25 protein-coding genes are annotated in these 23,461 nt (G+C 69.4%); 15 read left to right on the forward strand and 10 right to left on the reverse strand.

Features of this window, described 5'->3' with window-relative positions:
* Positions 1-37 precede the first annotated feature (37 nt).
* From AMYNI_RS0107020 to AMYNI_RS0107040, 5 genes are all read left to right on the forward strand, one after another.
* Complete coding sequence (locus tag AMYNI_RS0107020; protein ID WP_245573888.1) at positions 38-952, forward strand: MurR/RpiR family transcriptional regulator; 915 nt, start codon at positions 38-40, stop codon at positions 950-952.
* Between the two features lie 50 nt (positions 953-1,002).
* The gene (locus AMYNI_RS0107025; protein ID WP_020667283.1) at positions 1,003-1,716 is read left to right on the forward strand and encodes a GntR family transcriptional regulator; all 714 of its coding nucleotides are present in this window, start codon (positions 1,003-1,005) and stop codon (positions 1,714-1,716) included.
* 8 nt (positions 1,717-1,724) lie between these two features.
* A complete protein-coding gene (gene solA, locus AMYNI_RS0107030; RefSeq protein WP_020667284.1) occupies positions 1,725-2,861 on the forward strand; it encodes an N-methyl-L-tryptophan oxidase in 1,137 nt (378 codons plus the stop codon).
* A gap of 103 nt (positions 2,862-2,964) precedes the next feature.
* Positions 2,965-4,410 carry a sodium:solute symporter family protein gene (locus AMYNI_RS43870; protein WP_020667285.1) on the forward strand — a complete coding sequence of 482 codons (1,446 nt, stop codon included), beginning with the start codon at positions 2,965-2,967 and terminating at the stop codon, positions 4,408-4,410.
* The gene (locus tag AMYNI_RS0107040; protein WP_020667286.1) at positions 4,407-5,570 is read left to right on the forward strand and encodes an NAD(P)/FAD-dependent oxidoreductase; all 1,164 of its coding nucleotides are present in this window, start codon (positions 4,407-4,409) and stop codon (positions 5,568-5,570) included. The genes AMYNI_RS43870 and AMYNI_RS0107040 overlap by 4 nt, the downstream gene beginning before the upstream one ends.
* Positions 5,571-5,639: 69 nt before the next feature.
* Here the strand turns inward: AMYNI_RS0107040 and AMYNI_RS0107045 are convergent, their stop codons facing one another.
* The gene (locus AMYNI_RS0107045; RefSeq protein ID WP_026360139.1) at positions 5,640-6,242 is read right to left on the reverse strand and encodes a DUF6801 domain-containing protein; all 603 of its coding nucleotides are present in this window, start codon (positions 6,240-6,242) and stop codon (positions 5,640-5,642) included.
* A gap of 445 nt (positions 6,243-6,687) precedes the next feature.
* Between AMYNI_RS0107045 and AMYNI_RS43875 the strand changes: the two genes are divergently transcribed.
* The 5 genes from AMYNI_RS43875 (at position 6,688) to AMYNI_RS0107065 (ending at position 11,321) form a co-directional block, all read left to right on the forward strand.
* Complete coding sequence (locus AMYNI_RS43875) at positions 6,688-7,758, forward strand: acyltransferase family protein (RefSeq protein WP_020667288.1); 1,071 nt, start codon at positions 6,688-6,690, stop codon at positions 7,756-7,758.
* 135 nt (positions 7,759-7,893) lie between these two features.
* A complete protein-coding gene (locus tag AMYNI_RS0107055; protein WP_026360140.1) occupies positions 7,894-9,708 on the forward strand; it encodes a serine/threonine-protein kinase in 1,815 nt (604 codons plus the stop codon).
* An 80-nt stretch (positions 9,709-9,788) separates the two neighbouring features.
* Positions 9,789-10,580 carry a hypothetical protein gene (locus tag AMYNI_RS0107060; protein WP_026360141.1) on the forward strand — a complete coding sequence of 264 codons (792 nt, stop codon included), beginning with the start codon at positions 9,789-9,791 and terminating at the stop codon, positions 10,578-10,580.
* A 139-nt stretch (positions 10,581-10,719) separates the two neighbouring features.
* Complete coding sequence (locus tag AMYNI_RS48865) at positions 10,720-11,046, forward strand: hypothetical protein (protein ID WP_157357275.1); 327 nt, start codon at positions 10,720-10,722, stop codon at positions 11,044-11,046.
* 5 nt (positions 11,047-11,051) lie between these two features.
* Complete coding sequence (locus tag AMYNI_RS0107065; protein ID WP_020667291.1) at positions 11,052-11,321, forward strand: DUF2277 domain-containing protein; 270 nt, start codon at positions 11,052-11,054, stop codon at positions 11,319-11,321.
* A gap of 60 nt (positions 11,322-11,381) precedes the next feature.
* Here the strand turns inward: AMYNI_RS0107065 and AMYNI_RS0107070 are convergent, their stop codons facing one another.
* A complete protein-coding gene (locus AMYNI_RS0107070; RefSeq protein ID WP_020667292.1) occupies positions 11,382-11,993 on the reverse strand; it encodes a hypothetical protein in 612 nt (203 codons plus the stop codon).
* A 52-nt stretch (positions 11,994-12,045) separates the two neighbouring features.
* Positions 12,046-12,528 (reverse strand): beta/gamma crystallin family protein, encoded by a 483-nt coding sequence (locus AMYNI_RS0107075; protein WP_157357276.1) that lies wholly within the window; start codon positions 12,526-12,528, stop codon positions 12,046-12,048.
* 322 nt (positions 12,529-12,850) lie between these two features.
* Here AMYNI_RS0107075 and AMYNI_RS0107080 point away from each other — a divergent pair, with 322 nt between their 5' ends.
* Positions 12,851-13,957 (forward strand): NAD(P)/FAD-dependent oxidoreductase, encoded by a 1,107-nt coding sequence (locus AMYNI_RS0107080; protein ID WP_020667294.1) that lies wholly within the window; start codon positions 12,851-12,853, stop codon positions 13,955-13,957.
* A gap of 111 nt (positions 13,958-14,068) precedes the next feature.
* A complete protein-coding gene (locus AMYNI_RS0107085; RefSeq protein ID WP_020667295.1) occupies positions 14,069-14,476 on the forward strand; it encodes a VOC family protein in 408 nt (135 codons plus the stop codon).
* A gap of 20 nt (positions 14,477-14,496) precedes the next feature.
* Here AMYNI_RS0107085 and AMYNI_RS0107090 read toward each other — a convergent pair whose 3' ends face one another.
* The gene (locus tag AMYNI_RS0107090; RefSeq protein WP_020667296.1) at positions 14,497-15,420 is read right to left on the reverse strand and encodes a nitroreductase/quinone reductase family protein; all 924 of its coding nucleotides are present in this window, start codon (positions 15,418-15,420) and stop codon (positions 14,497-14,499) included.
* A gap of 159 nt (positions 15,421-15,579) precedes the next feature.
* On the opposite strand from AMYNI_RS0107090, the gene AMYNI_RS0107095 reads away from it, so the two are divergent.
* Entirely contained in the window at positions 15,580-15,996 is a 417-nt protein-coding gene (locus tag AMYNI_RS0107095) for a MarR family winged helix-turn-helix transcriptional regulator (RefSeq protein ID WP_245574152.1), read from the forward strand.
* Here AMYNI_RS0107095 and AMYNI_RS0107100 read toward each other — a convergent pair.
* From AMYNI_RS0107100 to AMYNI_RS0107115, 4 genes are read right to left on the reverse strand one after another with little or no spacing between them, the layout of a single operon-like run.
* Positions 15,993-16,511, reverse strand: a complete 519-nt coding sequence (locus AMYNI_RS0107100) for a 2'-5' RNA ligase family protein (RefSeq protein WP_020667298.1) — start codon at positions 16,509-16,511, stop codon at positions 15,993-15,995. The genes AMYNI_RS0107095 and AMYNI_RS0107100 overlap by 4 nt on opposite strands.
* Before the next feature lie 39 nt (positions 16,512-16,550).
* A complete protein-coding gene (locus tag AMYNI_RS0107105; protein WP_020667299.1) occupies positions 16,551-16,985 on the reverse strand; it encodes an acyl-CoA thioesterase in 435 nt (144 codons plus the stop codon).
* A 42-nt stretch (positions 16,986-17,027) separates the two neighbouring features.
* Positions 17,028-17,867 carry a helix-turn-helix domain-containing protein gene (locus AMYNI_RS0107110; protein ID WP_020667300.1) on the reverse strand — a complete coding sequence of 280 codons (840 nt, stop codon included), beginning with the start codon at positions 17,865-17,867 and terminating at the stop codon, positions 17,028-17,030.
* Positions 17,868-17,874: 7 nt separating this feature from the next.
* Positions 17,875-18,465: a TetR/AcrR family transcriptional regulator gene (locus AMYNI_RS0107115; RefSeq protein ID WP_020667301.1), complete on the reverse strand. Its 591-nt coding sequence runs from the start codon at positions 18,463-18,465 to the stop codon at positions 17,875-17,877.
* 143 nt (positions 18,466-18,608) lie between these two features.
* Here AMYNI_RS0107115 and AMYNI_RS0107120 point away from each other — a divergent pair, with 143 nt between their 5' ends.
* Positions 18,609-19,073, forward strand: coding sequence for a cupin domain-containing protein (locus AMYNI_RS0107120; RefSeq protein WP_020667302.1), 465 nt, complete (start codon positions 18,609-18,611; stop codon positions 19,071-19,073).
* Here AMYNI_RS0107120 and AMYNI_RS0107125 read toward each other — a convergent pair.
* Positions 19,070-21,376: an ATP-binding cassette domain-containing protein gene (locus AMYNI_RS0107125; protein ID WP_020667303.1), complete on the reverse strand. Its 2,307-nt coding sequence runs from the start codon at positions 21,374-21,376 to the stop codon at positions 19,070-19,072. The two genes, AMYNI_RS0107120 and AMYNI_RS0107125, sit on opposite strands and share 4 nt — an antisense overlap.
* Positions 21,377-21,442: 66 nt before the next feature.
* Here AMYNI_RS0107125 and AMYNI_RS0107130 point away from each other — a divergent pair, with 66 nt between their 5' ends.
* Positions 21,443-22,237 carry a TetR/AcrR family transcriptional regulator gene (locus AMYNI_RS0107130; RefSeq protein WP_020667304.1) on the forward strand — a complete coding sequence of 265 codons (795 nt, stop codon included), beginning with the start codon at positions 21,443-21,445 and terminating at the stop codon, positions 22,235-22,237.
* A 4-nt stretch (positions 22,238-22,241) separates the two neighbouring features.
* Here AMYNI_RS0107130 and AMYNI_RS43880 read toward each other — a convergent pair whose 3' ends face one another.
* Positions 22,242-23,411 (reverse strand): serine hydrolase domain-containing protein, encoded by a 1,170-nt coding sequence (locus tag AMYNI_RS43880; protein WP_169515713.1) that lies wholly within the window; start codon positions 23,409-23,411, stop codon positions 22,242-22,244.
* Positions 23,412-23,461 lie beyond the last annotated feature (50 nt).

Genomic DNA, 23,461 nt, shown 5'->3' on the forward strand with positions numbered 1-23,461 from the left:
TTGCATCTATGCTCACGCATCGCGACAGTGCGTTACCGTGACCGAAATTCTGCAGGAGGGCGGGCGCGTGACAGCGGGCAGCGCGGACGATGGTTACGAGGACTGGCTGCGGGACCGGACCCCCGCCCGCGGCCTCCGGCCGAAAGCCGCCGCGGTGCTCAACGTGCTGCTGTCCCAGCCGCGGCGGGCGTCGTTCGGTTCGGCCACCGAGCTCGCCCAGCTCGCGGGGGTCAACACCGCCACCGTGACCAGGACCGCGCAGGCACTCGGTTTCGCCGGCTGGCCCGCCTTGCAACAGGAGTTGCGGGCGCGGTACCTGTCCTCGCTGAGCGCACCGCAGGTCGCGGCCGAACACCACGAGGCCGGCTCGCCCGGCTCGGCATCACTGCGTCGCGACCTCGACAGCCTGGCCCTGCTCAACCGACGCTTCGACGACAGCGTGATCCGGACAGTCGCGGAGGCGGTCGCCGCTGGCCGCCGGACGGTGGTGGTGGCCGACGGCAGCTACGCGTCGATCGGGATCGCGTTCTCGCACAACGCCAGGCTGGCCGGTTACGACGTGCAGTCGGTGACCACCGGATCCGCCGAGCTGGCGAACGCGGTGGCCAAGCTCGGCGCACAGGACGTGCTGATCGCGATCAGTTTCTGGCGGCTCTACGAGAGCACCGTGGTGGCCGCGGACGAGGCGCGCAGCCGGGGCGCCAGGGTCTTCGCGATCACCGACGCGGCCAGCCCCGCGCTGACCGCCGCGGCCGAGGAGGTGCTGATCGTGCCCGCCGAGGGAGTCGCCTTCTTCCCCTCGCTCACCACGGGAATGGCGCTCGTCCAGGCCGTGGTCACCCAGCTCGCCGCCGTCGAACCGGAGCGCACCAGCGCGTCGATCGAAGGCGCCGAGATGATGTGGAGCCGGTTCCGGCTGATGCACCGCCGCCCCACGTCCTCCGGTTCCTGATCGCATCAAGGGTATTGACCGGTCAATAAGGCTATTGCTAGCGTAATTCGATGGCACCACCCCTCTACCTGAGAATCCGCGCCGAACTCGAGGAACGGATCCGGTCGGGGGACCTGCCGCCCGGCACGCGGTTACCCACCGAGGCCGAGCTGCGGGAGCAGCACGGAGTCAGCCGCGCTACCGCGCAGCGGGTCCTGCACGAACTGGCCCAGGCCGGGCTGGTGGTACGGCATCGACGGCGCGGCACCTTCGTCGCCGACGGTGTGCGGCAGGAAAACCTGCTGCGTTTCGTCAACCCGCAACTGACCGGTCCGGAGATTCCGGGCAGGCACGCGGTGCATTCCGCGGCCGTGATACCGGCTTCCGACGCCGAGGTGGAACTGCCCGGCCTCGGCGCCGACCAGCCGGTGACCCAGCTCGTCCGGCTGAAGTTCGATGTCGACGAGAACCCGATCGCCGTGGAGTTCACCGCGGTTCCGTTCGCGCTCGCCCCGCGCCTGCTTGACGAGGACCTGGTGAACCTGACGATGATGCCCTATTTCGCCAGACAGGGCGTACCGGTCGCCAAATCGAGAATGTATCTGGACCCCGTGCTGCTGGAAAAGCGGCATGCCGACCTGCTGGCCATCGCTCCGGGACAGCCGGTGCTCCGGCAACGCCGACTCACCTGGCTCACCAACGGCGAAATAGCCGAATCGGGCGCGTATTTCCTGCGCCCCGGAATGATGGACTTCTACATAGAACATTCCGTGCTCGCAGAATAGGAATTCCCATGGCCGCTTCCGCTCCCCGAGTTGCCGTCATCGGCGGCGGCGTGATCGGCGCGATGAGCGCCTGGCAGCTGGCCGGGCGTGGCGCGCGGGTGACCGTGTTCGACCGGTACGGCCGGGGTCACGACCGCGGCGCTTCGGCCGGTGAATCGCGCATCTTCCGGACCATCTACAAGGAAGGCGGCGGGTACGTCCCGCTGCTGCGCCGCGCCGGCGAGCTCTGGCGCGAGCTGGAGGCCACCTCCGGCCGCGAGCTGCTCACCTTGTGCGGGGGCCTGACCATCGGCCTGCCGGAGCATCCGGACCTGCTCTCCGTGCGGCGCTGCGCGCGGGAACACGAACTCCCCCACCGGATCCTCGACTCCACGCAGGCGGGCGGCACTTTCCCCCAGCACCGGATGGACCGGGCCGAGATCGCCGTTTTCGACCCCAACGCGGGGGTGTTGCGCCCGGAACCCGCGGTGCAGGCGGCGCTCGACGCGGCCGAGTCGCTCGGCGCGGAAATCCGCTCCTACCAGCCGGTGGACGAGCTCGCGGAGACCGCGACGGGCTGGCGGATCACCGTGGACGGCCACCGGTTCGACACCGACCACGTGCTGCTCTGTCCCGGGCCCTGGGCGCGGACCCTCTTGCCGCGCAAGGAGATCAGCGTGCAGGCCCGGCTCATCACGGCCTGCTGGTTCGCCGCCCGCGACGTCGCCGGGCACCGCCCCGACCGGCTGCCCATCGCGGTGCGCCGGCACGCCGAGGCCGGGTTCTCCTGCTTCCCGGTGCTGGACGGGGTCGCGGTCAAGATCGTTCCGCACCACCTCGGCTGGCCCGATCTGGACGACCCCGGCGACCTCCCCCGCGGCGCGGAGCCCGCCTTCGCGAAGGCGGCATCGGCCGCGGTCGAACGCCTGCTGCCGGGACTGGTGCCGCATCCGGTGCGGATCGGCACCTACGCCGAGGGCTTCACCCCGGACGAGCACGCGATCGTGGGCCCGTTGCCGGGCAGCGCGAACGCGACCGTCCTCACCGGATTCTCCGGGCACGGTTTCAAACTGGCCCCCGTGCTCGGCGAAATCGCCGGCGACCTGGTGTTCCACGGCAAGTCCGGCTACGACATCGGCCACCTGGACCCGTCCCGGTTCGCCTGAAAAGCGGCCGCGCCGGAAAGACAACCTGCCCGCCAATCCCAGCGCACGCTTTCACCCCGGTGAATGCGTGCGATGGTCCCCGCTGCGCATCGGAGGGTCCGTCATGCCCAAGAACTCGACCGGACAGATCATCGCGATCATCGTGGTCAGCCTGGTCATCATCGGAATAGGCGCCCTGCTGTCGATGTACTTCGGCCGCCGCGCCAAGAGCTCCGCGGACTGGCTCGCCGCCCCGGAGTCGCTGCCGCTGGCCGTTGTGGTGATCACCCAGTTCGCCACCGCCGTCGGCGGCGGGGTGCTCATCGCGCACGTCGGCATCGCCTACTCGGCGGGCTGGTCGGTGTTCGTCTACGAAGGCTGTGTGCTGGTGGGCTTCCTCGGCCTCGCCCTGATCGCCCGCTGGCTGCGGGAGCAGAAGTTCACCACGGTGCCGGACATCCTCACCCGGCTGTTCGGCGCGAACAAGACGGTCACCGCGGTGGCCGGATTGGCCGCGCTGATCGTGCCGTTCGGCTGGCTGGCCACCCAGTTCGTGGCGTTCGCGAAGCTGTTCGGCCAGCTCACCGGCATCCCGGCGGCGGTGCTGGTGATCGCGATCATGGCGGGCTCACTGATCTTCGTGCTGCCCGGCGGGCTGACCTCGGTGGCCTGGACCGACTTCGTGTTCGGCATCTTCAAGATCGTGATGTCGCTGGTCATCGCCGGCTACGCGATCTACCTGGCTGGCGGCTGGGGCGGGATCACCTCCCGCGTCCCGGAACGGTTGTGGAGCACCGGCGGGCTGACCGCGGTCGGTGGCGAGCAGATCTGGCTGTGGGTGGCCGCGATCGTGCCGGGCACCCTGACCAACCAGCTGTACTACCAGCGCGTGTTCGCCACCAAGAAGGTCGGCGACGCCCGCCGCGGCCTGGTGCTGTCCGGGGCCACCATCCTGATCTCGGGCGTCTACGCGGGCTGCATCGGCCTCGCCGTGCGGGCGATGAAACCGGACCTGGCCGGGCCGGAGCAGGCGGCGGGCTGGCTGATCACCCAGTTGCCGACGGCGCTGCTGATCCTGTTCGGCGCGTTCCTGGTGGCCACCATCATCTCCACCACCGGCGCGGCGCTGCAGTCCGTGGTCGCGAACATGACCCGTGACCTCTACCAGAACGTGTTCGGCGGGCGACGCGGCGACCGGGCGACGGTTTCGCTTTCGCGGCTGTTCACCGTGGGGGTGGCCATCCTCGCCGCGGTGCTGGCCATCGCGTTCCCCAGCGCGCTGGGCTGGCTGGTGGCCAGCTACGCCTACTCCGCCGCCGCGCTCGCCGCGCCGATCTTCCTCGGCTTCGTGCTGCGCAAGCGATTCGCCCTGCGTCCGGTGGCGGCGTTGAGCAGCATGGTGGCGGGGATCGGCGGCTGCGCGGTGGCCCAACTCGCCGGCACCACGGTGCCCTACGCCGTCTACGGCATCGGGATATCGGCCGTGGTGCTGCTCGTCTTCGGCGTCACCAGCGGCGCCGCGACGTCTTCGACCGCACCGGAACCGTCCGACAGCAAGGAGAAAGTGTGAACATCGCAGTAGTCGGGCTCGGCGAGCTCGGCGCGAGCGTGGCCAGGTCGCTGGCGACCGCCGGTGCCAGGGTGACCGTGTTCGAGCGTGCCACGCCCGCGGCTGGCACCACCGGCACCTCGTTCGCCTGGGTGAACTCGCATCAGAAGAACCCGTTGAGCTACCACGAGCTCAACGTGGCCGGCATCGCCGAGCACTACGCGCTGCTGGACGACGCCCCCGCGCGGCAGTGCTTCTTCCCCAGCGGGAACCTGGAATGGGCCGCCGACGAAGCGGGTACGAAGCGGCTGCGCGAAGCCACCGACATGCTGCGCGACCGCGGCTATCCGGTCAGGTGGATCACCGCGGACCGGGCCCGCCTGCTGGTGCCGGACCTTCGGGTGCCCGGCGACGTGGAGATCGCCTACTACCCGCAGGAAGGTTACGTGCTGCCGGTGCCGCTGCTGGCCCGGCTCTGGGGCGAAGCACGCGACCACGGCGCGGAACTGCGCTGCCCTGTCGAAATTCTCGACATCGAAGAACGCCCCGGTTCGGTCCGGCTCGGACTGTCCACCGGCGACACCGCGGACTTCGACCGGGTGGTGCTCGCCACCGGCCGCTGGACCGAGCGGACCGCGGCCATGGCCGGCCTGGCGATACCGGTCGCCGATCCCGACGCGCCGGGCTCGGCCACGGTCGGATTTCTCGGCTACACCACCCCGGTGCCGGCCAGGGTGCCGGCGGTGCTCACCACACCGCGGCTCAACGTCCGGCCCGACGGCGGCGGACGGCTGGTCATCCAAGGTCTCGACCTCGACGCCGGCGCCGACCCCGCCATCGAGCCGCCTGCCGACGGCCCGGTGGCGGGCGAACTGTGCTCGCGGCTGACCGATCTGGTCGACGGGGCCGCAGGTGCGCGCCTGACGTCGCTGCGGGTCGGCCAACGCGCGATGCCCGCCGACGGGCTCACCGTGGCCGGCTCGGCCGGCGACCGCGTGTACGCGCTCTGCACGCACAGCGGCATCACCCTCGGGCCGCTGCTCGGCAGGCTGGCCACGCGGGAAATCCTCACCGGCGAGCCGAGCCCCCTGCTCGACGACTTCCGGCCAGGGCGGTTCGCCGGCGTCGCCAAGACCGACCTTCGCCCGCTCACCCCGGCCCGGTTCGCCGGGCAGCAATAGCGCCGGACATGGATTCAGGGCGCACCGAACAGCTTCGGTGCGCCCTGAACGGTTGCTCTGGTGCTGGGATCAGCTGATCTCGGTGGTACCGAGCACGGTGTCCTGGTCCGGCGGGTCGAGGGCCAGGTTCACGTCGAACTCGCCGAGGTCGCTGTCGGTCACCACGTGGGAGACCGCTTCCGGGTCGACACTGGTGGTGGCGGTGCCCGCCGGGGTACCGGCGGGGACGGTGAACTCGACGGTGCCGCTCGCGGAGAAGGTCAGCGCGCCCTCCGGCGGCACCGGCGTCTCCGGGATGGGCAGTTCGACCGGCAGCGGAACGGTGTCACCGCTGGCCAGCTTGATCGTCACCGACGACTTGATGTTGCCGGAGATCTTGGTGGCGCCCACCAGCCGCAGGCCGTCACCGGCGGCCACGCCGGCGTCGACGTCGAGGGTGAACGGAACCGACAGGGCCTGCCCTCCGGTGGCGGTGGCCGGGATCTCGGCCTTCACCACAGCGGTCACCGACTGCTCACCGATGATCGGGAAGGCGCCCTTGAAAGTCAGGGACTTCTCCGCCGCGTTCGCCATACCGCCGCCGAAAAGGCCGACCAGAATGGCTACGATGGAGGCGACAATTCCAGCTCTGGCCGACTGGCGGCGAACTGTTTTCAACTTGGTTTCTGCCACGCCCAGTCCTTTCTTCATTGAATGAACAAGAACAGACAACAAATCAGCGTCCGGAGCCAACCGATAAGCAGGCTAGGCCGAAAGTCACACACCACGCAAGCCGGCCAGAAATTCTCCTGACGGCCGATTATTTCTTGTCATTCGAGTGCGGAAGCACCTTGCCTTCGATATAACGTGACGTATTACTGCGCGGCCCCGTCACCCGTTTGCCGAGGTAGGCTCTGCCGAGGCGGCGGGCGGCACCGGGCCCGCGAGGCAGGGAGGGAACGCGATATGACAGTCGACGTGGGTCTGGCCGCGGCACACCGCGGCCGGGTGACAGATGTGGCGTTGCCGACTAATTCACCATGAGGTGTCCGAAAATCCGACCACCGGATGATAGGTGTCTGGGGTGGGTGTGAGGGGATTGTCCCGCGGTGGACGGGCGGGGCCGGGGTATGCGGATGTGAACGTGGGCTTCGGCTGGCTTCGGCTGGCCGGTGCCGCGCTGGTGATCCTCGATCACAGTGCGGCGCTGACCCGGAACACGCACGAGGGCGACGAGGGCAATGCCTTCCCGCTGGGCCGCCTGGTGCTGCTGGCGATCTTCGCGATGAGCGGCTACCAGATCAGCGGCAGCTGGGATCGTGACCCGTGCTGGTGGCGGTTCGCCGCCCGCCGGTTGCTGCGCCTGCTGCCACCACTGCTGGTCCTGCTGCTGATCACGGTGCTCGTCCTCGGCCCGCTGCTGACCACCTGGTCACTGGGCGACTACCTGACCAGCCGGGATACCTGGCAGTACCTGGTCGGCACCTTCGTGCTCTTCCTGCTGCAGCACGTGCTGCCCGGGGTGTTCGAGGACAATCCGTACCCGGCGGCGGTCAACGGGTCGCTGTGGACCCTGCCGATGGAGGTCGTCGGCTACCTGATCGTGCTGACTATCGGCCTGCTGGTCGCGCTCGGCGTGGCGCGTCTGGTGGTGCTGCTGCCGCTGCTGGCCGGGCTGATGGTGCTCGACGGGGCTTTCGTGTTGAAGACGCTGGCACCGGTGGCCTGGATGTCCGTGGTGGTCGGGTCACTGGTCGCGTACATGGTGGCCTACGTGCTGGGCATGGTGCTGTACGCGTTGCGGGACCGGCTGCCGTTCAGCCCGCTGGCCGCGGCGGCGCTGCTGATCCTCTGGCTGGCGCTGTACTGGACCCCGGCGCGGTACTTCATGATGCCGGCGGTCGCCGCCTACGGCGCCATCGCGATGGCGCGGAACTGGCCGGCGAAGTGGGTCGTGGGCAGACGGTGGATGGCGGGCAGTTACGGCATGTACCTCTGGGGGTTCCTGGTCCAGCAGTTGATCGTCGCGGCCGGGGTGCGCGACCCGTGGCTGCTGACCGCCTGTGCGGTACCGGTGGCCTACCTCTGCGGGGTGCTCTCCTGGGTGCTGGTCGAGGAGCCGACCCAGCGCTGGCGCCGCCACCTGCGCCCACCTCGGCCACCCGCCCGGCAGGACGCCCGGCAGGACACAGTGGCGGTCTCGGCCTGAGCCCCGCGTACCGGCAGTCCGGCCACCGAGCTGCCTCCGTTCAGGTTCCCCGGACCGGGTGAGCCGGTGCGCCGAATGCAGTACGGTTTACTCTCCCTGGTCGCCTCCGATTCCGGCTGTGGTGAGGAGAAAGTCGTGCGGGCTGGTCAGCTGATCGCGGACCGCTACCGCCTGCGGGAGCCGGTGGGCTCGGGCGGTATGGGCGAGGTCTGGCGGGCCTACGACGAGGAGCTTCACCGGGTGGTCGCGGTGAAGTACGCCCGTGGCGATGCTCCGGAGCCGGAGGACCGCGGCATGCGGCGCGAAGCCAGGATCGCCGCCGGCCTGCAGCATCCGCATGTGATCACCGTGCACGACGTGGTGGTCGAGGCGGGCGCCCGCTGGCTGGTGATGGAGTACCTCCCCTCGCGGAGCCTGGCCGAGACCCTCGACGAGCGCGGCCACCTACCCGTGCCCGAAGCGGCCGGTATCGGCGTGCAGATCGCCGACGCGCTGGAGGCCGTGCACGCGCGCGGGGTGGTGCACCGCGACGTCAAACCGGGCAACATCCTGGTCACCGAGGACGGCCTGGCCAAACTGGCCGACTTCGGCATCTCGCGGGCGGTGTGGGGCGAGCTCACGCTGACCGAAGGCGGGGCTGCCGCCGGCACCCCGGCCTACCTGTCGCCGGAGGTAGCCGACGGCGGTGAGCCGCATCCGGCTTCGGACATGTTCTCGCTCGGCGCCAGCCTGTATGCGGCGGTGGAAGGCGGCTCCCCGTTCGGGGACTCCGAGAACCCGCTGGCGATCCTGCGCAAGGCGGCCGCCGGCGAAATCGCGCCGATGCGCCGGTCCGGCGCGCTGACCCCGGTGCTCACCGCACTGCTCAGACGCGACCCGGCGAAGCGGCCGGACGCCGCCGAGACCCGCCGTCTGCTGGAACAGATCGTGCGCGACGGCGGCACCGGGCCGATTCCCGGTCCGGTCGGAAAACCCGACAGGCGTGCACGCGGCCGATGTCGCGCCGTCTTCGCCGCGGCCGGGCTCGTTGCGACGGCGCTCGCGCTGCTGTGGGTCGTGCTGCCAACGGACTCGCCGACCGACCAGCCGGGGCCGTCCGCCTCTGCCGATCTGCCGAAACCGGTCGCCGCGGTCGGCGACACGCACACCGCCGACCCCTGCGCGCTGCTCGACCAGGCCGCGCTGGCGCCGTTCGGCGAGCTCGAGCTGGAGACCGACTACGGCAACTTCGACCGCTGCGACCTGGTGGTGACGTCCGGCGAGAAGTCCGAGGTCGACGTAGAGATGCAGTTCGAGCCGGTCACCGCACCGATCCCGGGCGAGTCCCGGCCGCTGGAGGTCCGGCGGGAGGCGGAAAGCGACGGCGAATGCGAGCGGACCGTGCTGCTCGGCGACCAGAACAGGGTGGTGGTGACCGCCCAGCAGAACAAGGACGGCCCGGCCGACCTCTGCAGAATGGCCGACGCCGCCACCGATGGCGCGCTCGCCGTGCTCGGCCGGGGCACCGTCCCGCGCCGGACCGTGCCGATCGACCCTCGTTCGCTGGCCAACGCGAACGCGTGCGGATTACTCGACAACACCGCGCTGGCGAAGATCCCCGGGGTCGACGCCAACCATCCGGACATCGGGTTCGGCGGCTGGGACTGCGGCTGGAGCAGCACCACCAGCGACGTCTCGGTCAAGCTGCGGTTCGACCGGCATCAGCCGCTGACCGCATCGGACGGCCGTCCGATGCGGCTCGCCGGGCGGGACGCGTTCATCGAGCCGGAGGGCGACGGCGACGACACCTGTGTCGCCAGGATCGTCCACCGGCCCTACACCGACGACGACGGCAAACGTGCGGTCGAGCTGGCGTTCCTGGTGGTCAGCGGTCCGCAGCCGAGCGAATGGCGGTGCACGCTGGCCACCGACCTGGCCAAGGCCGCGGCGGGCGCGCTTCCGCCCCTCTGAACCCGGGAGGGGTCCCGGGCACCTTGGCGCACAATCGGCTTGGGGCACGCGGTGCCAGGACGATTCAGAGGGAGGCCGGTGTGGACGACAGAACGTCGGTACGAGATGACCGGACGCTCGAAGCGTCCCATCAGAGTCTTGCGCACGGCGTGCCCCCCTCGACCGCGAGCCGGCTCTTCGCGCTCGCGATGACGGGCGGCATCGACATCAAGGCGAGCGAGGGACGCACCATCCTCTTCGGCCGCAACCGGCCGGAAGTGCACGTCTGCGTCGGCGAGGACGACCGCCGGGTCAGCCGGCAGCACGGCGCGGTGACCCACCAGTCGGGGCAGTGGTGGCTGCGCAACACGGGACGGCTGCCGATCCGGCTGCCGGAGTCGCGCTGGCTGTTCGGCACCGAGGAACCGGTGCCGCTGTTGGAGGGCTACACCCCGCTGTTCGTCCGCGGCTCCAGCGGCCGCGAGCACCTGCTCGAGCTGTATGTGACCGGTGCCGGCGGGGTGCGGCCCAGCTCCCGGCACCGCGACGTCACCCAGCCTCCGCGGACCTGGCGGCTGACCCCGGACGAGCGGCTGGTGCTCACCGTGCTCGGCCAGCGCTACCTGCTGCACGAGGCAAGGCCTCAGCCGCTGACCTGGCGGCAGGCCGCCACGCAGCTGGCCGAGCTGCGGCCGGAGACCGGCTGGACGCCGAAGCGGGTGGAGCACCTGGTCGTCTCCATTCGCACCAGGATGTCCCGCGACGGGGTCTCCGGACTCACCCGTGACGAGGTGGGCGAGCCGGTCGGCAACGCGCTCAACGACAACCTGATCAAGGAACTGCTGCTGTCCACCACGCTGGTGCCGCCGGATCTCGGCCTGCTCGACGGCTGAAGTCATATCATTACTCCATCTGGCGTTACCATCAGGTAGAAAACGGCCTGATGTTTTAGCCTTGACGCCGCGCCCCAGCCCCCGGTGCCCCTCAATTGATCCAGCACCCAGTGCACCGAGGTGTGGCGACGGGAAAAGCATGCTCGACGACGCCAAGTACGTACGCAATGAGGCACCCGCACCACAACGAGTGGTCGCGGTATTTCATGGCGAATGGCGCGTGACCTACCGCGCGGTCCATCCCGAGACCGGCCGGCCGGAGGTACGCCACGGCATTGTCGACGGCGCCGGGGAGACCGACCCGGCCACCGGCACCGTCTGGCTGCCACTCGTGGCCGTCCACCCGGCAAGGGAAAGGCGCAGCTGGGTCCGTTATGACGACATCGTCGAAATCGCGCCACGGCAACAGGAACGCCGGGGCACGGACTCGAGGGCTGCTGATTGTCGGTCCCGCCCCGTATCGTGAACGGCATGTGCCGAAACATCACGGCCCTTCGTGGCCTGGAGCCCGCGGCGACGGCGGAGGAGATCGAGGCCGCCGCCCGTCAGTACGTCCGGAAGGTCACCGGGGTGCAGACCCTGTCCGACGCGACCCGCGAACCGTTCGAGGCGGCGGTCGCGGAGATCGCCGAGGTCACCACCCGGCTGCTCGGCGAGCTGCCGGCCCGCCGCAAGCCACCGGCCACCGTGCCGCCGCTGCGGCGCCCCGAGGTCCGCGCCCGGATCGCCGCGAAGTCCTGACCCCGCGCGGCCGGGTGCCCGGACGTGGTCCAGGCACCCGGTCCACTGTGGACAAGCGGCTCAGCCGCAGTGCGCGGAGCGTTCCTCCTGCGTCATCGGCGCGGTCTTCTTGGTGATGGTGCCAGACGCGTCGGCCTTCGGGCCGACCGCTTCAAAGTCCTGGTACCAGATGTAATGGTCGTAGAACCGGTCCGGGAAGTGCATCTCGTACTGGCCCTTGGTCCGGTACATCTCGGTGGACCGCTCCACCCAGCCCTTCTCGCCAGGGCGGACATCGACGTTCTCGTCCTGGCCGAACGTGCTCGAGGTCTCCCAGGTGTGCTCGTACGACGTCTGGATGGACACCTTGAAGACTTCCGAAAAGCCGTACTCCGCGGTCAGCGAAACCCCGAAACTGTTGGACTCACCGGTGGTCTCCGACCATTTGATGGTGGACCGCTGAAGGTCACCGGTGCAGTTGTAGCTGGTGTCGCCGACCTGGTGGACGTCGCCGAGAAAGAGCTCCGGCGGCCCGGCCGGGTGGAACACGCAGCTGTCGGTGCCCTGGTCGCACTTGTCCAGCAACTCGCGCCCGGTCGGGCCGTCCGCGGCCTGCGCGGAAGGCGCCGCGAGGCTGAGCACGGAAGCGCAGAGGACCGCCGATCCGACGGCACCGAGAACTCGCTTGGACATGATTCCTCCTCCGATCAAAACTCAAGCAACCCAGGGAAGCCCTGGGCGGGACTCAGCTGAAGCCGATGGACTGGGTGCGGTCGTCGAGCATTTCGCCGACCCACGCGGCGTTCTCCTTGAACGGACCGTCGCGTTCGCCGCCGAGGTTCGGTTCCGGGTACAGCCAGAGCCAGCAGTTGCCCCAGGCTTGGGCCGAGGAGATCCGGTTCTTCCAGCCGTCCTCGAGATCGTGCTGCCAGTTGACCTTGCCGTCCTTCACGCACGGCTTCGGTCCCCAGATGGTGAGCGAGTCGCCGCCGTAATCGCGATTGTCGAAAAAAGTGCCTTGGATGACGTCACCGGCGGCGGTGAACCGCCCATGGGAGGCGTACGTGACGGCCTCGGTGAAGGTGGCGAAACAAGCCTGTTCCCCGGAGGCCGAGTTCAGCGCGCAATGCTCAGCTCCGGCCGTCTCCGCGCCGGCAGGCTGGGCAGTGGTCATGGCCGCGGTCAGCGTCAGGGCGAGCAATCCGCTGGTGGCCGCGAATCTTTTCATCTTCACTGTGCTCAACTCCAGCAACTGGGCTAATTCCGTTATCTTCCAACGGCCTGGGACGCTAACTCGCTGGGAAAGTAACAACAACCCGGCTTTGTCAGAAAATGCTCGTATGAGCAAAATTACTAGTGCTTTTACTGGGATTTTCCGGAGAAAGAGCCGCACCACTCGCCCGGTCGGCCTAACGCGATCGAAGTTGGCTGCTCAAACGAGCGGTTGATCAACGTGGCGTTCTGCCCATGAAGCTGTGAGCACGGTCACCGGGGTGCACTGTCACGACCGGACCCGGTCGCCGGTTCAAATATCAGGAAGGGAGAACGACATGACACCTCACATCGTGGTCCTCGGCGCCGGCTACTCGGGCACGCTCGCGGCGAACCTGGCGGCCAAGCGGCTGAAGACGAAGGTGACACTGGTCAACGCGAGCGATCGGTTCGTCGAGCGGGTGCGGCTGCACCAGCTGGCGTCGGGACAGCAGCTGCCGGATCGCCCGATCGAAGCCATGCTCAAGGGCGTGCGGCTGATCGTCGACCGGGCGACCGGGATCGACCCCGAGCAGCGGCTGATCCAGCTGGCCGGCAGTGCGGAGCCGATCGCCTACGACACGCTGATCTACGCGCCGGGCAGCCGGGCCGATCTGGAGTCCACGCCCGGCGTGGCCGAGCACGCGTACACCGTGGCCGGCGCCGAGCAGTCGGCGCGACTGCGGGAACGGTTGCGGGAGAGCTCCGTCGTGGCCGTGGTCGGCGGCGGGCTCACCGGTATCGAGGCGGCCACCGAACTGGCCGAGTCCCATCCCGGGCTCAAGGTCCGGCTGGTGACCAGCGGGGAGCTGGGCGCCACCCTTTCCCAGCGCGGACGGCGGCACCTGCGGCGCACCTTCGGCCGTCTCGGCATCGAGATCCGCGAGCAGGCCAAGGTCACCGAGGTCCGCGCGGACGGGGTGCTGCTGAACGGCGGCGAGCATTTCGCCGCCGACACCGTCGTCTGGACCACCGGGTTCACCGTCCCGGACCTGGCCCGCGAAGCCGGGTTCGCGGTGGACGAGCACGGCCGGATGATCGTGGACGAGACACTGCGCTCGGTGTCCCATCCGGACGTCTACGGGGTCGGGGACGCGGCCGCCGCGCGCAAATCGGATGGTCAGGAGCTGCGGATGGCCTGTGCGACCGGATTGCCGTCCGCGCAGCAGGCCGTCGGCGCGATCGTCGCCAGGCTGGCTGGGCGGGAACCGAAGCCGTTGCACTTCCGGTACTTCAACCAGTGCATCAGCCTCGGCCGGCGCGACGCGCTCATCCAGTTCGTCCGTGCCGACGACAGTCCCGTCGAAGCGGTACTCACCGGGCGGATGGCGGCACTGTACAAAGAGGCCGTCGTGCGCGGCGCCTTCAAGGTCCAGAGCTACCCCTCCGTTCCCACCATGGTGTAGCCGTCGGATTTTCCGACCACCGGCACGACCAGGCGAATCGCGGACAGGCACGGGCTTTCATGCCAGGCTGAAGGTCTCAGCGCAGACCCTCAGCCAGACAGGGAGAGAACCGTGAACTGGACCCTCGAAGTCGTGATCGTGCCGGTGTCCGACGTGGACCGCGCCAAGGCGTTCTACGCCGACCAGGTCGGTTTCACCGTGGACCACGACGTCGACATGGGCGACGGGAAGCGGGCCGTCCAGCTGACCCCGCCGGGGTCGGGCTGCTCGATCGTGATCGGGAAGGATGTCGTGCCGGGCATGCAGCCCGGTGCGATCAAGGGCCTGCAGCTCGTGGTGCCGGACGTGCGCGCGGCACACGCCGAGCTCGCCGGGCGCGGGGTGGAAGTCAGCGACGTGCAGGTCATCGGCGAAAACCCGCGCCCGCAGGCGAACGAACTCGACAACGTGGGGTTCGTCTTCTTCAGCGACCCGGACGGCAACTCCTGGGGCGTGCAGCAGATCTCGTCCCGCGGCTGAACGGGAAGCCTTCGCCGACCTCACTCACCTGACGCGTCCAGCACGGGAACCAGTTGCGCTTCTTCATAAGCGAAATGGTCTTCCAGGCCGGCGGTCAGCAGCGCCAGCTCATCGCGAAGTTCGGCGATCTCGGTGGCACCGGCGGCGGTGGCGGCGTTCTCCGCGAGCGTGCGAAGACGGGCCAGTGCCTCCGTCACCACCCGGTGCTCCTGGCGGAGTTTGTCCACCGCCGGAGTGAGCCGGGGAAACCGCGACTCGAACGCGGTGAACGCGCCGTCCTCGCGAATGTGGTGCAGCTGCAGGTTGTCGCAGAAAGTGAGGCAGTGGCCGAACATCTCCTGGCGCAGCGCGGCCAGTGCGGGCTCCGTGCCTGGCGAGCGCGGACGGCCGGAAAGCAGGTTCTCGATCTCCGTGCGGAGCGCGCCGAGTTCACGCCGGAGGTCGTTGTGGTGACGGGCCAGCTGTTCGCCGATCGCCCTGCTTCGCGCCGGATCCGCGGCGAGGTCCAGCGGATACAGCGCCACCACAGGGATTCTTCGGGCCGTGCCGGCCTGATACGCGTGAAACGCGGGGTCGAGCTCCGCCTGCAGCCCGTAGAACTTGTCGCGCTCCTCGCCTTCGAGCGGCACCGCGCGGGTCGCATAGGTCCGGACCGTGCCGCCTTCCCCGATCTCCAGCGTGACTTGCGGGTTGGCCAGCAGGTTGTGGTACCACCCTGGGTTGTTCGCCTGGCCGGCGTTGGACGCGAAGACCAGGATGCGGTCGCCGTCGCGCAGCTGGACGGCGGGATTGGTCCGTGGCCGCCCGGTTTTCGCGCCGGCCGTGGTGAGCAGCGCCAGCGGGACACCGGCGAACATGCCGCCGACCACCCCACCGTTGGCGCGGAACTCGCGCACGACGCCCTGGTTGAAGTTTTCCGCAGTTGGCAGTTGCTCTTGGTTCAAGGGAGACTCCTGATCCTGCATCGAGGCAAAGTAGCTTTGCTAGCAAAGCTACTTTGAGATAGAAGCTAGATGGGAGTGCTGCGCGTGTCAACTGACGGCCGGGAGCCGGCCGGGTCCGGCCTTGGCGTGGACGACGCGATCCGGGCCCTGCTGCTGCTCATGCCGCGCATGGTCGGGCGGGTGAAGCGGATCCGGATCCCGGACCAGCTCCAGTCGCTCTCGCTGGCCCCGCGGCATCTGTCGCTGCTGTCCTACCTGCTCTTCGACGGTCCGATGACGGTGAACGAACTGGCCGCCCGACTGGAGGTCGCACCGGCCACGGTGAGCCTGATGGTCGGCGAACTGAGCCGTAAGGGGATTCTCGAGCGGCAGGAGGACGAGGCCGACCGGCGGCGGCGGATCGTGAGCATCTCGGCCGAGCACCGGCCCGCCATCGACGAATGGCTGGCGCGGGGCGCGGTCGCCTGGGGCAACGCGCTCGGGCCGCTGACCCCGGAACAACGACAGATGTTCGTCGACACGCTGCGCGCCTACGAAAACGGCATCATCGACGAACAAGACGGCCCAACGGCCTAGGCGTCGCGCGGTTCCTCCGTCAGGCGGATCGTGGCGAGGTCTTCGAACAGCGGACGGCCGGGCGCCGAGCGGTCGGCGACCAGCAGCACGGTGTCCGCCACCCATTCGCCGGCCACCGGTTCGCCCGCGAGCGAGGCCGGAACCCGGCCCCTGGCCAGCACGACGTCGGCCTGGAACGGCTGCGGGTGCGTGACCGGCACCAGCCCCGCCGTCGCCTCGAACACCGCCGCGGCCAGCTCCTCCAAGCCGGTCACCGGCGCACCGAGCCACTGACCGCCGAGACGGCGGGTCGCCGGGCCCAGCCCGCAGGTCACCGGTGCCGCACCGGCGAGCTCGGCCGCCAACGCATCGGCCAGCGGGGCGAACAGCCGCTCCGGGACGTGCCCCAGCGGGCGCAACTTCACCAGCCATTGCGCCGGATCCGCCCAACTCACCCCGGGCGTCGGGGTGCGGGGCAGTTCGCCGAGAACGCGGACGATCCCGGCCGGGGGCCGGACCGCCACCGACAACCGCATGCGCTCATCCTCGCCCGGCCGTACCGGGCAGGCCAGCCTTCAGGACAGGCCGAGCAGTTCCGGCCGGCTCGCCAGCGCACGCCAGTACCGGCCGGGGTCGGGCACGAGCCGCCGCCTGGTCAGGTCGAGCAGCCCGGACACGCTTTCCACCTCGGCGACCAACGTGCCGTCCGGCGACCGAAGCTCCTGCACGACCTGGGAGGTTTTGCCGCTGCCCCAGCGAAAAGTGCTCAGCACCTCCACCTCGCCGCCGGCCAGCAGCTCGCGGTGGTACCGGATGGTGGTCTCCAGGTTGACCGGCCCGATGTCCTGCTCGGCCAGCCGCGCCGGTTCGACACCCGCGGCCCACAGACATTCCCAGCGGGCGTGATCCGCGTAGGTGAGATAGGCCGGGCCGCGCACATGCCCGTTGATGTCGAGGTCGTCGCTGCGCACCGCGATCCTGGTGCGGAAGGAATGGGTATCGGTGCTCACCGGCGCTCCCTGGTTCGGTCGAATGGCCGGTCCGATCCTCGCTCAGCCGTCAGGAGCGGTCTGGAACTTTTCGGCCAGCCCGTCGTGCCGCCGCCAGGCCCGGACCAGTCCGCCGGGAGACGAGCCGGAGAATCGGCGGCACTCACGGCCGAGATGGGACTGGTCGGCATAACCGAGTTCGGCGGCCACCACGGCCAGTGCCGTCCGGCCGTCCGCGAGCGGCCGCAACCGGCCAAGAAACCGGTGAAAGCGCAGGAGCTGGTGCAGCCGTTTCGGGCCGCAGCCCACCTCGTGCCGCAGGTGACGCCGCAGACTGCGTTCGCTGACGCCGAGTGTGTCGGCGAATCCGACCATCCGGACCGCGGACCCCTTCAGCGCGCCGAGTCCTCGCACCGCGCGGAGCGCCGAACGATCGGGCACGAAACCGGCGCGCAGCCGCAGCGCGACCAGTTCTTCGAGCACCGCACGCGCCGACGCCGGAGTCGGGCACGAAACGAGCACGTCCTCCGCCCGCCGAGCCAGCTGACCCCAAAGCTCGCGAAGCGGGGTCGTCCCGGACGACAGCTCGGACATCGGCCGCCCCAGCAGCGAGCCCGCCGCCCCGCAGCGCAGCCGCAGGCCCACCGTGCCGGCCGACGCGGGCAACCACATCCGCAGCGGTTCCCCCGCCGTGCTCACCACGCCGAGGTCACGGCCGTTCCAGACCAGATCGACGCATCCGTCGGGCAGCACCCGCAGCGACCGGGCCCAGCCCGCGCGGCCGTGCCAGCCGCAGGCCACCGCCGCGGCCGTCGCCGGATCCGGCGGGAACTCCCGGTAGACCGACCAGCGCGGGCCATCGCCGTGCACCGCGGCCGCCCATGAACGCAGCGGAACACCCATTCGCCCATTATCTCCCGGTGGGAGCGGCCGGCCGCGGGCGAACGCCGTCGAGGGCCAGGTCGACCAGCCGGCGCCAGTCGCCGCTGCCGGCCCGGATGGCCGTGGAGACGCAGCCGACGAGCATGTACACATCGGACACGGTGAGGTCGTCTCGCAGGGTGCCCGCCGTCCGCCCCTGTTCGATCAGTACGCCGACCGCCTCCTCGAGTTGCTCCCGTGAGCGGCCCTTCGGCGCGCTGCCCGGCGCTCCCCGGATGGCTTCGATGGACGCGGACAGGCCGCGGTCGTCGTCGAGCACCTTGCCGACGTACCGCAGGTACCTTTCGACCCCGTCGCCCCGGCCGACGCTGTCCCGGCAGACGGTCCACGCGTAGTCCAGGATCTGCTCGAACCGGTGCTCGGCGGTGGCCTCGACGAGGTCCTGCCTGGTCGGGAAGTGCCGGTAGACGGTACCGACACCGACGCCTGCCGCGCGGGCGACCTCGGGCAGCTGCACCTCGTCACCGCGTTCGGCGAACAGCACGCGGGCCGCCTCCAGCACCTTCGCCCGGTTGCGCTCGGCGTCCGCCCGCGGCTTGCGGCTCGCTGGGCCGGCCACGGCACCACCTTCCCCTACCTGGAAATCGACTCCGTTTCTCCGATCAGCATACGAGCCGCTGACCGCCTCCTTGACAGGCACGAGCCCCGCGGATCATGATTAAACGAAACGGAGTCCGTTCCGTTTAACTCAAGGAGTAGCTCATGTCGGAAAATCGGTTCCTGCTGCTGGCCGCTGGTGAGGCGCGGCCCGGCCGTATCCGCGTCCCACCCGCGTTCTCGATCAAGGCGACCAGTCAGGACACCGAGGACAGGTTCTCGCTACTGGAGGTGACCCTGGCCCGCGAGATCCCCCGGCACGTGCACCACCGGGCCGACGAGGCCATCTACGTGCTCGACGGCGAGCTCGGCATCGAGTTCGCCGGCCGCGAGTACACCGCGACCGCCGGCATGTTCACCCTGCTCCCCCGTGGCGTTCCGCACGCGCTTCGGCCGCTGTCCGAAAAACCGCCAAGGGTGCTGCAGCTGTCGGTGCCCGGCGGCTGGGAGCACTACGTCGAAGACCTGATCGAAGCCGGCCCGGCGGTCACCACCGGCGGCAGGTTCGATCCGGTCAAGATCAACCGGATCGCCGCCCGCTACGACATCACCTACGAGGAACCCGCCTAGCCCAGATACTCGCGCAGATGCTGCGCGGTGAGCGAGTCCCCGCTGTCGATCAGCGCGGCCGGAGTGCCGGTGAACACCACCTGGCCACCGTCCTGCCCGGCGCCGGGGCCGAGGTCGATCAGCCAGTCCGCGTGCGCCATCACCGCCTGGTGGTGCTCGATCACGATGACCGTGTTGCCGTCGTCGACGAGCCGGTCCAGCAGGGCCAGCAACTGGTCCACGTCCGCCAGGTGCAGTCCGGTGGTCGGCTCGTCCAGCACGTAGGTTGTCGCTTTTTCGGCCATCCGGATGGCCAGCTTGAGCCGCTGCCGTTCGCCACCGGACAGGGTGGTGAGCGGCTGGCCGAGCCCGAGGTAGCCGAGGCCGACGTCGGCGAGGCGATCCAGGATGGCCCGTGCCGCCTTGCTGCCGGCGAAGAACTCGCGGGCCTCGGTCACCGACATCGCCAGCACCTCGCTGATGTCCTTGCCCCGCAGCTTGTGGGTGAGCACCTCGGCGGTGAACCGCCTGCCCTCGCACTGCTCGCACACCGACGCCACCCCGGCCATCATCGCCAGGTCGGTGTAGACCAGCCCGATGCCCTTGCAGTTCTGGCAGGCGCCTTCCGAGTTCGCGCTGAACAACGCGGCCTTGACCCCGTTGGCCTTGGCGAAGGCGGCCCGGATCGCGTCGAGCAGCCCGGTGTAGGTGGCCGGGTTGCTGCGGCGCGAACCGCGGATCGCGGACTGGTCGACCACCACGACCTCCGAAGACCGGGGCAACGAGCCGTGGATCAGCGAGCTCTTGCCCGACCCGGCGACCCCGGTGACCACGGTCAGCACCCCGAGCGGGATGTCCACATCCACGTTCTTGAGGTTGTGCCGGTCGGCTCCGGTGATCGACAGCTTTCCGTACGGCTCCCGGACTTGTTCGCGCAGCCGCGCCCGGTGCCCCAGGTGCCGACCGGTGAGCGTGCCGGACTCCCGCAGGCCGGCCACGTCACCGGTGAAGCAGATCTCTCCTCCGGCCGGCCCCGCACCGGGACCGAGGTCGACCACGTGGTCGGCGATCTCGATCACCTCGGGCTTGTGCTCCACCACGAGCACGGTGTTCCCCTTGTCCCGCAGGCGAAGCAGCAGGTTGTTCATCCGCCGGATGTCGTGCGGGTGCAGGCCGACGGTCGGTTCGTCGAACACGTAGGTGACGTCGGTCAGGCTGGAACCGAGGTGCCGGACCATCTTCACCCGCTGCGCCTCGCCGCCGGACAGCGTGCCGGACTCGCGGTTCAAGCTCAGGTAGCCGAGGCCGATCTCGACCAGCGAGTCCAGCGTGTCGCGCAGGGTGCTGAGCAGCGGAGCCACCGAACCGTCGGAGTCCCGTTCGATTTCCCGCACGAACGCAGCGAGATCACTGATCTGCATGGCCGCGCAGTCGGCGATGTTGTGCCCGTAGATCCTGGCCGACAGTGCGGCGGGGTTGAGCCTGGTGCCGTCGCAGGACTTGCAGCCGGTGAACGCCACCGCCCTGTCCACGAACGTCCGGACGTGGGGCTGCATCGACTCGCGTTCCTTGGCGAGGAAGAGCCGCTGCACCTTCACCACGAGTCCTTCGTAGTTGGTGTTCATCCCGCCGAGCTTCATCTTGGTGGCGGGCTTGTAGAGGAAGTCCTGCCACTGCTCCGGGGTGAAGTCCTTCAGCTTGACATCGGCGGGATACAGCCCGGATTCGGCCAGGCCCTTCCAGTACCACGAGTCCGGGGCGAAGTTGGGCACCGTGATCGCGCCCTCGTTGAGCGAAAGTTCCCTGTTCACCAGTTCGTCGACATCGATCGCGGAGACCCGGCCGATGCCCTCGCACTCCGGGCACATGCCCTCGGTGCTGTTGAAGCTGAAGGCGGTGGACGTGCCGACGTGCGGTTCGCCGAGCCGGCTGAACACGATCCGGAGCATGGTGAGCGCGTCGGTCGCGGTGCCGACCGTGGAGCGGGAGTTGGCCCCCATCCGCTCCTGGTCGACGATGATCGCCGCGCTCAGGTTGTGCAGCGCGTCCACGTCGGGTCTGCCAAGGCTCGGCATGAAGGACTGGATGAACGCGGTGTAGGTCTCGTTGATCAGCCGCTGCGACTCCGCGGCGATGGTGCCGAACACCAGCGAGGACTTGCCGGAGCCGGAAACGCCGGTGAACACCGTTAGGCGGCGTTTGGGGATGTCGAGGGAGACGTCGGTCAGGTTGTTCTCCCTGGCGCCGCGAACCTGGATCACATCGTGACTGTCCGCAGCGGAGCGCTGGCCGAGGGCGTCGGCGATGGCAGGATGAGAGCCCATACCTGATATCCTTACATTGTAAAGTGATGACTCGGTGAGATTACTGTACACCGTAAGGAGTATCAAGTGGTGGTCTTTGCCGGACAAGGCGACGCCCGCCGCTCGATGGCCCTGTTGTGGCGCGGCGAGGGAACTGAGGAAGTCTCGCGGCCCGGTCCCGGCCCCAAGCCGGGGCTGAGCGTGGACCAGATCGTGGACGCCGGGATCGCGGTGGCGGACGCGGACGGCATGGCCGGGCTGTCCATGCGCGCGGTCGGCGAACGGCTCGGGCGCACCGCGATGGCGCTCTACACCTACGTGCCGAACAAGAGCGAGCTGGTCGACCTGATGTACGACCGGGCGCTGGCCGAGCTGCCCACCGGCTATCGGCAGCGGGCAGACTGGCGGCCCACCCTCGCCGCCTGGGCCGAGGACACCCTGGAGTTCTACCTCCGGCACCCGTGGGTGCTGCAACTCTCGCAGGCGCGGCCGGTGCTGGGGCCGAACGAGTTCGTCGTGCTGGACACGGTGCTGCGCATCCTGTTCCGCACCGGCCTGCCGTCTCCGGTGGTGCGCGGCATGGTCGGCACGCTGTTCCACTTCGTGCGCGGGGCCGCCCAGTCGATCGCGGAAGCGCGGCAGGCCGCGGCGGAGACCGGGCTCTCCGACGAAGAGTGGTGGTTCACCCGGTCCCCGCTGCTGGAAGAGGTCGCCCCCGACTTCACCGAGCGGTACCCCATGGTGGCCCGCCTCAACGACACTCCCCCGCCCCCGCCGGACGACAAGGACACGCCCTACCTGGAGAACGCGGCCCGGTCGACCTTCCAGATCGGGCTCACCACGCTGCTGGACGGCATCGAGGCCGCCAGGGCCAGGAGCTGAGGTCTCAGGTCGAGCACATCGCGGCCAGCCCCAGCCTGGTGCCCGCTTCGCCGAGCCGGTCCGCCATCGCGGTGTCCAAAGTGGAGTCGAGCGTGTAGGTGAAGGCGACCTGGCGGCTGCCGTCCGCGGAACTGAACGCGTAGGTGGTGTACCCGAGCCCGCCACCGGTATGCCCGTAGGCCACGCCGCCGGGCACCGAAGTGCAGCTGGACGGAGTGGGCATGCCGAGCAGCCCGAGCCCGTACATCCCCGCCCAGTTCGTGCTGAACTTCTTGGCTTCGGCCAGCAACGGGGGCGGCAGCAGGGTGCCGTCGAGCATCGCCCGGTAGAACTTGTTGACGTCGCCAGGAGTGGAGATCACCGCGGCGGCCGACCAGAACTGGGTCGGTGACAGGTCGCTGGTGTCCAGCAGGGGTTCGGCCGGGTCGCCGGTGGCGTAGTTGCCCCTGGGGTGGGCGCCGCGGATGTGCGGGCTCCAGCGGGGCAGGTACGAGGCCCGCATGCCCACCGGCCGGAAGATCCGGTGCTCCAGCTCGCTCTCCACGGAGTGCCCGGTCAGCTTTTCGATCAGCATGCCGATCAGCACGTAGTTCGCGTTGGAGTAGCTGAATCCCTTGCCCGGCTTGAACAGCAGCGGCCGGGCGGCGACCATGCCGACGATCTGTTCCGGGGTGAACTCGCGGTACCGGTTGTTCCGGACGTCCTCGGCCGAGCCCTTGTCGATCGACGGGTAGATGTCCTCCCGGATGTAGTCGGTGAGGCCGCTGGTGTGACCGAGCAGCTGGCGGATGGTGATGGTCTCTTCGTAGGGCAGCAGGCCGGGCAGGTAGCGCTCGATCGGGTCGTCCAGGCCCAGCCTGCCCTCCCCGGTCAGCTGGAGGGTCACGGTGGACACCATGCTCTTGGTGAGGCTGGCGATCCGGACGCGGTCGGTCGGCCTCGCCGGGTCGGCCCGTCCCGGCTCGCGGTTTCCCCGCGCGGCCGACCAGACCTCCTTGCCCGCCCTGGCTTCGGCGAGTACCGCCGGGGCGCCGGCCGCCTTCAGCTCGTCCAGCATGCGGTTCAGCAGGGCGGGGTCGAGTGCGGACGGCGACGGCGCCGCGACGGCAGCGGGAGCGGTCAGGGACAGCAGGCCGGCGACGACCGCGACCGGAAGCAACTTCGTTCTGTGCATGACAGAACCGTAGGAAATACCGCCGCCCATGACCTCCGGCTAAAGGCGAC

Origin of the sequence: Amycolatopsis nigrescens CSC17Ta-90, assembly GCF_000384315.1 — a bacterium.
GTDB classification, from domain to species: Bacteria; Actinomycetota; Actinomycetes; order Mycobacteriales; family Pseudonocardiaceae; genus Amycolatopsis; species Amycolatopsis nigrescens.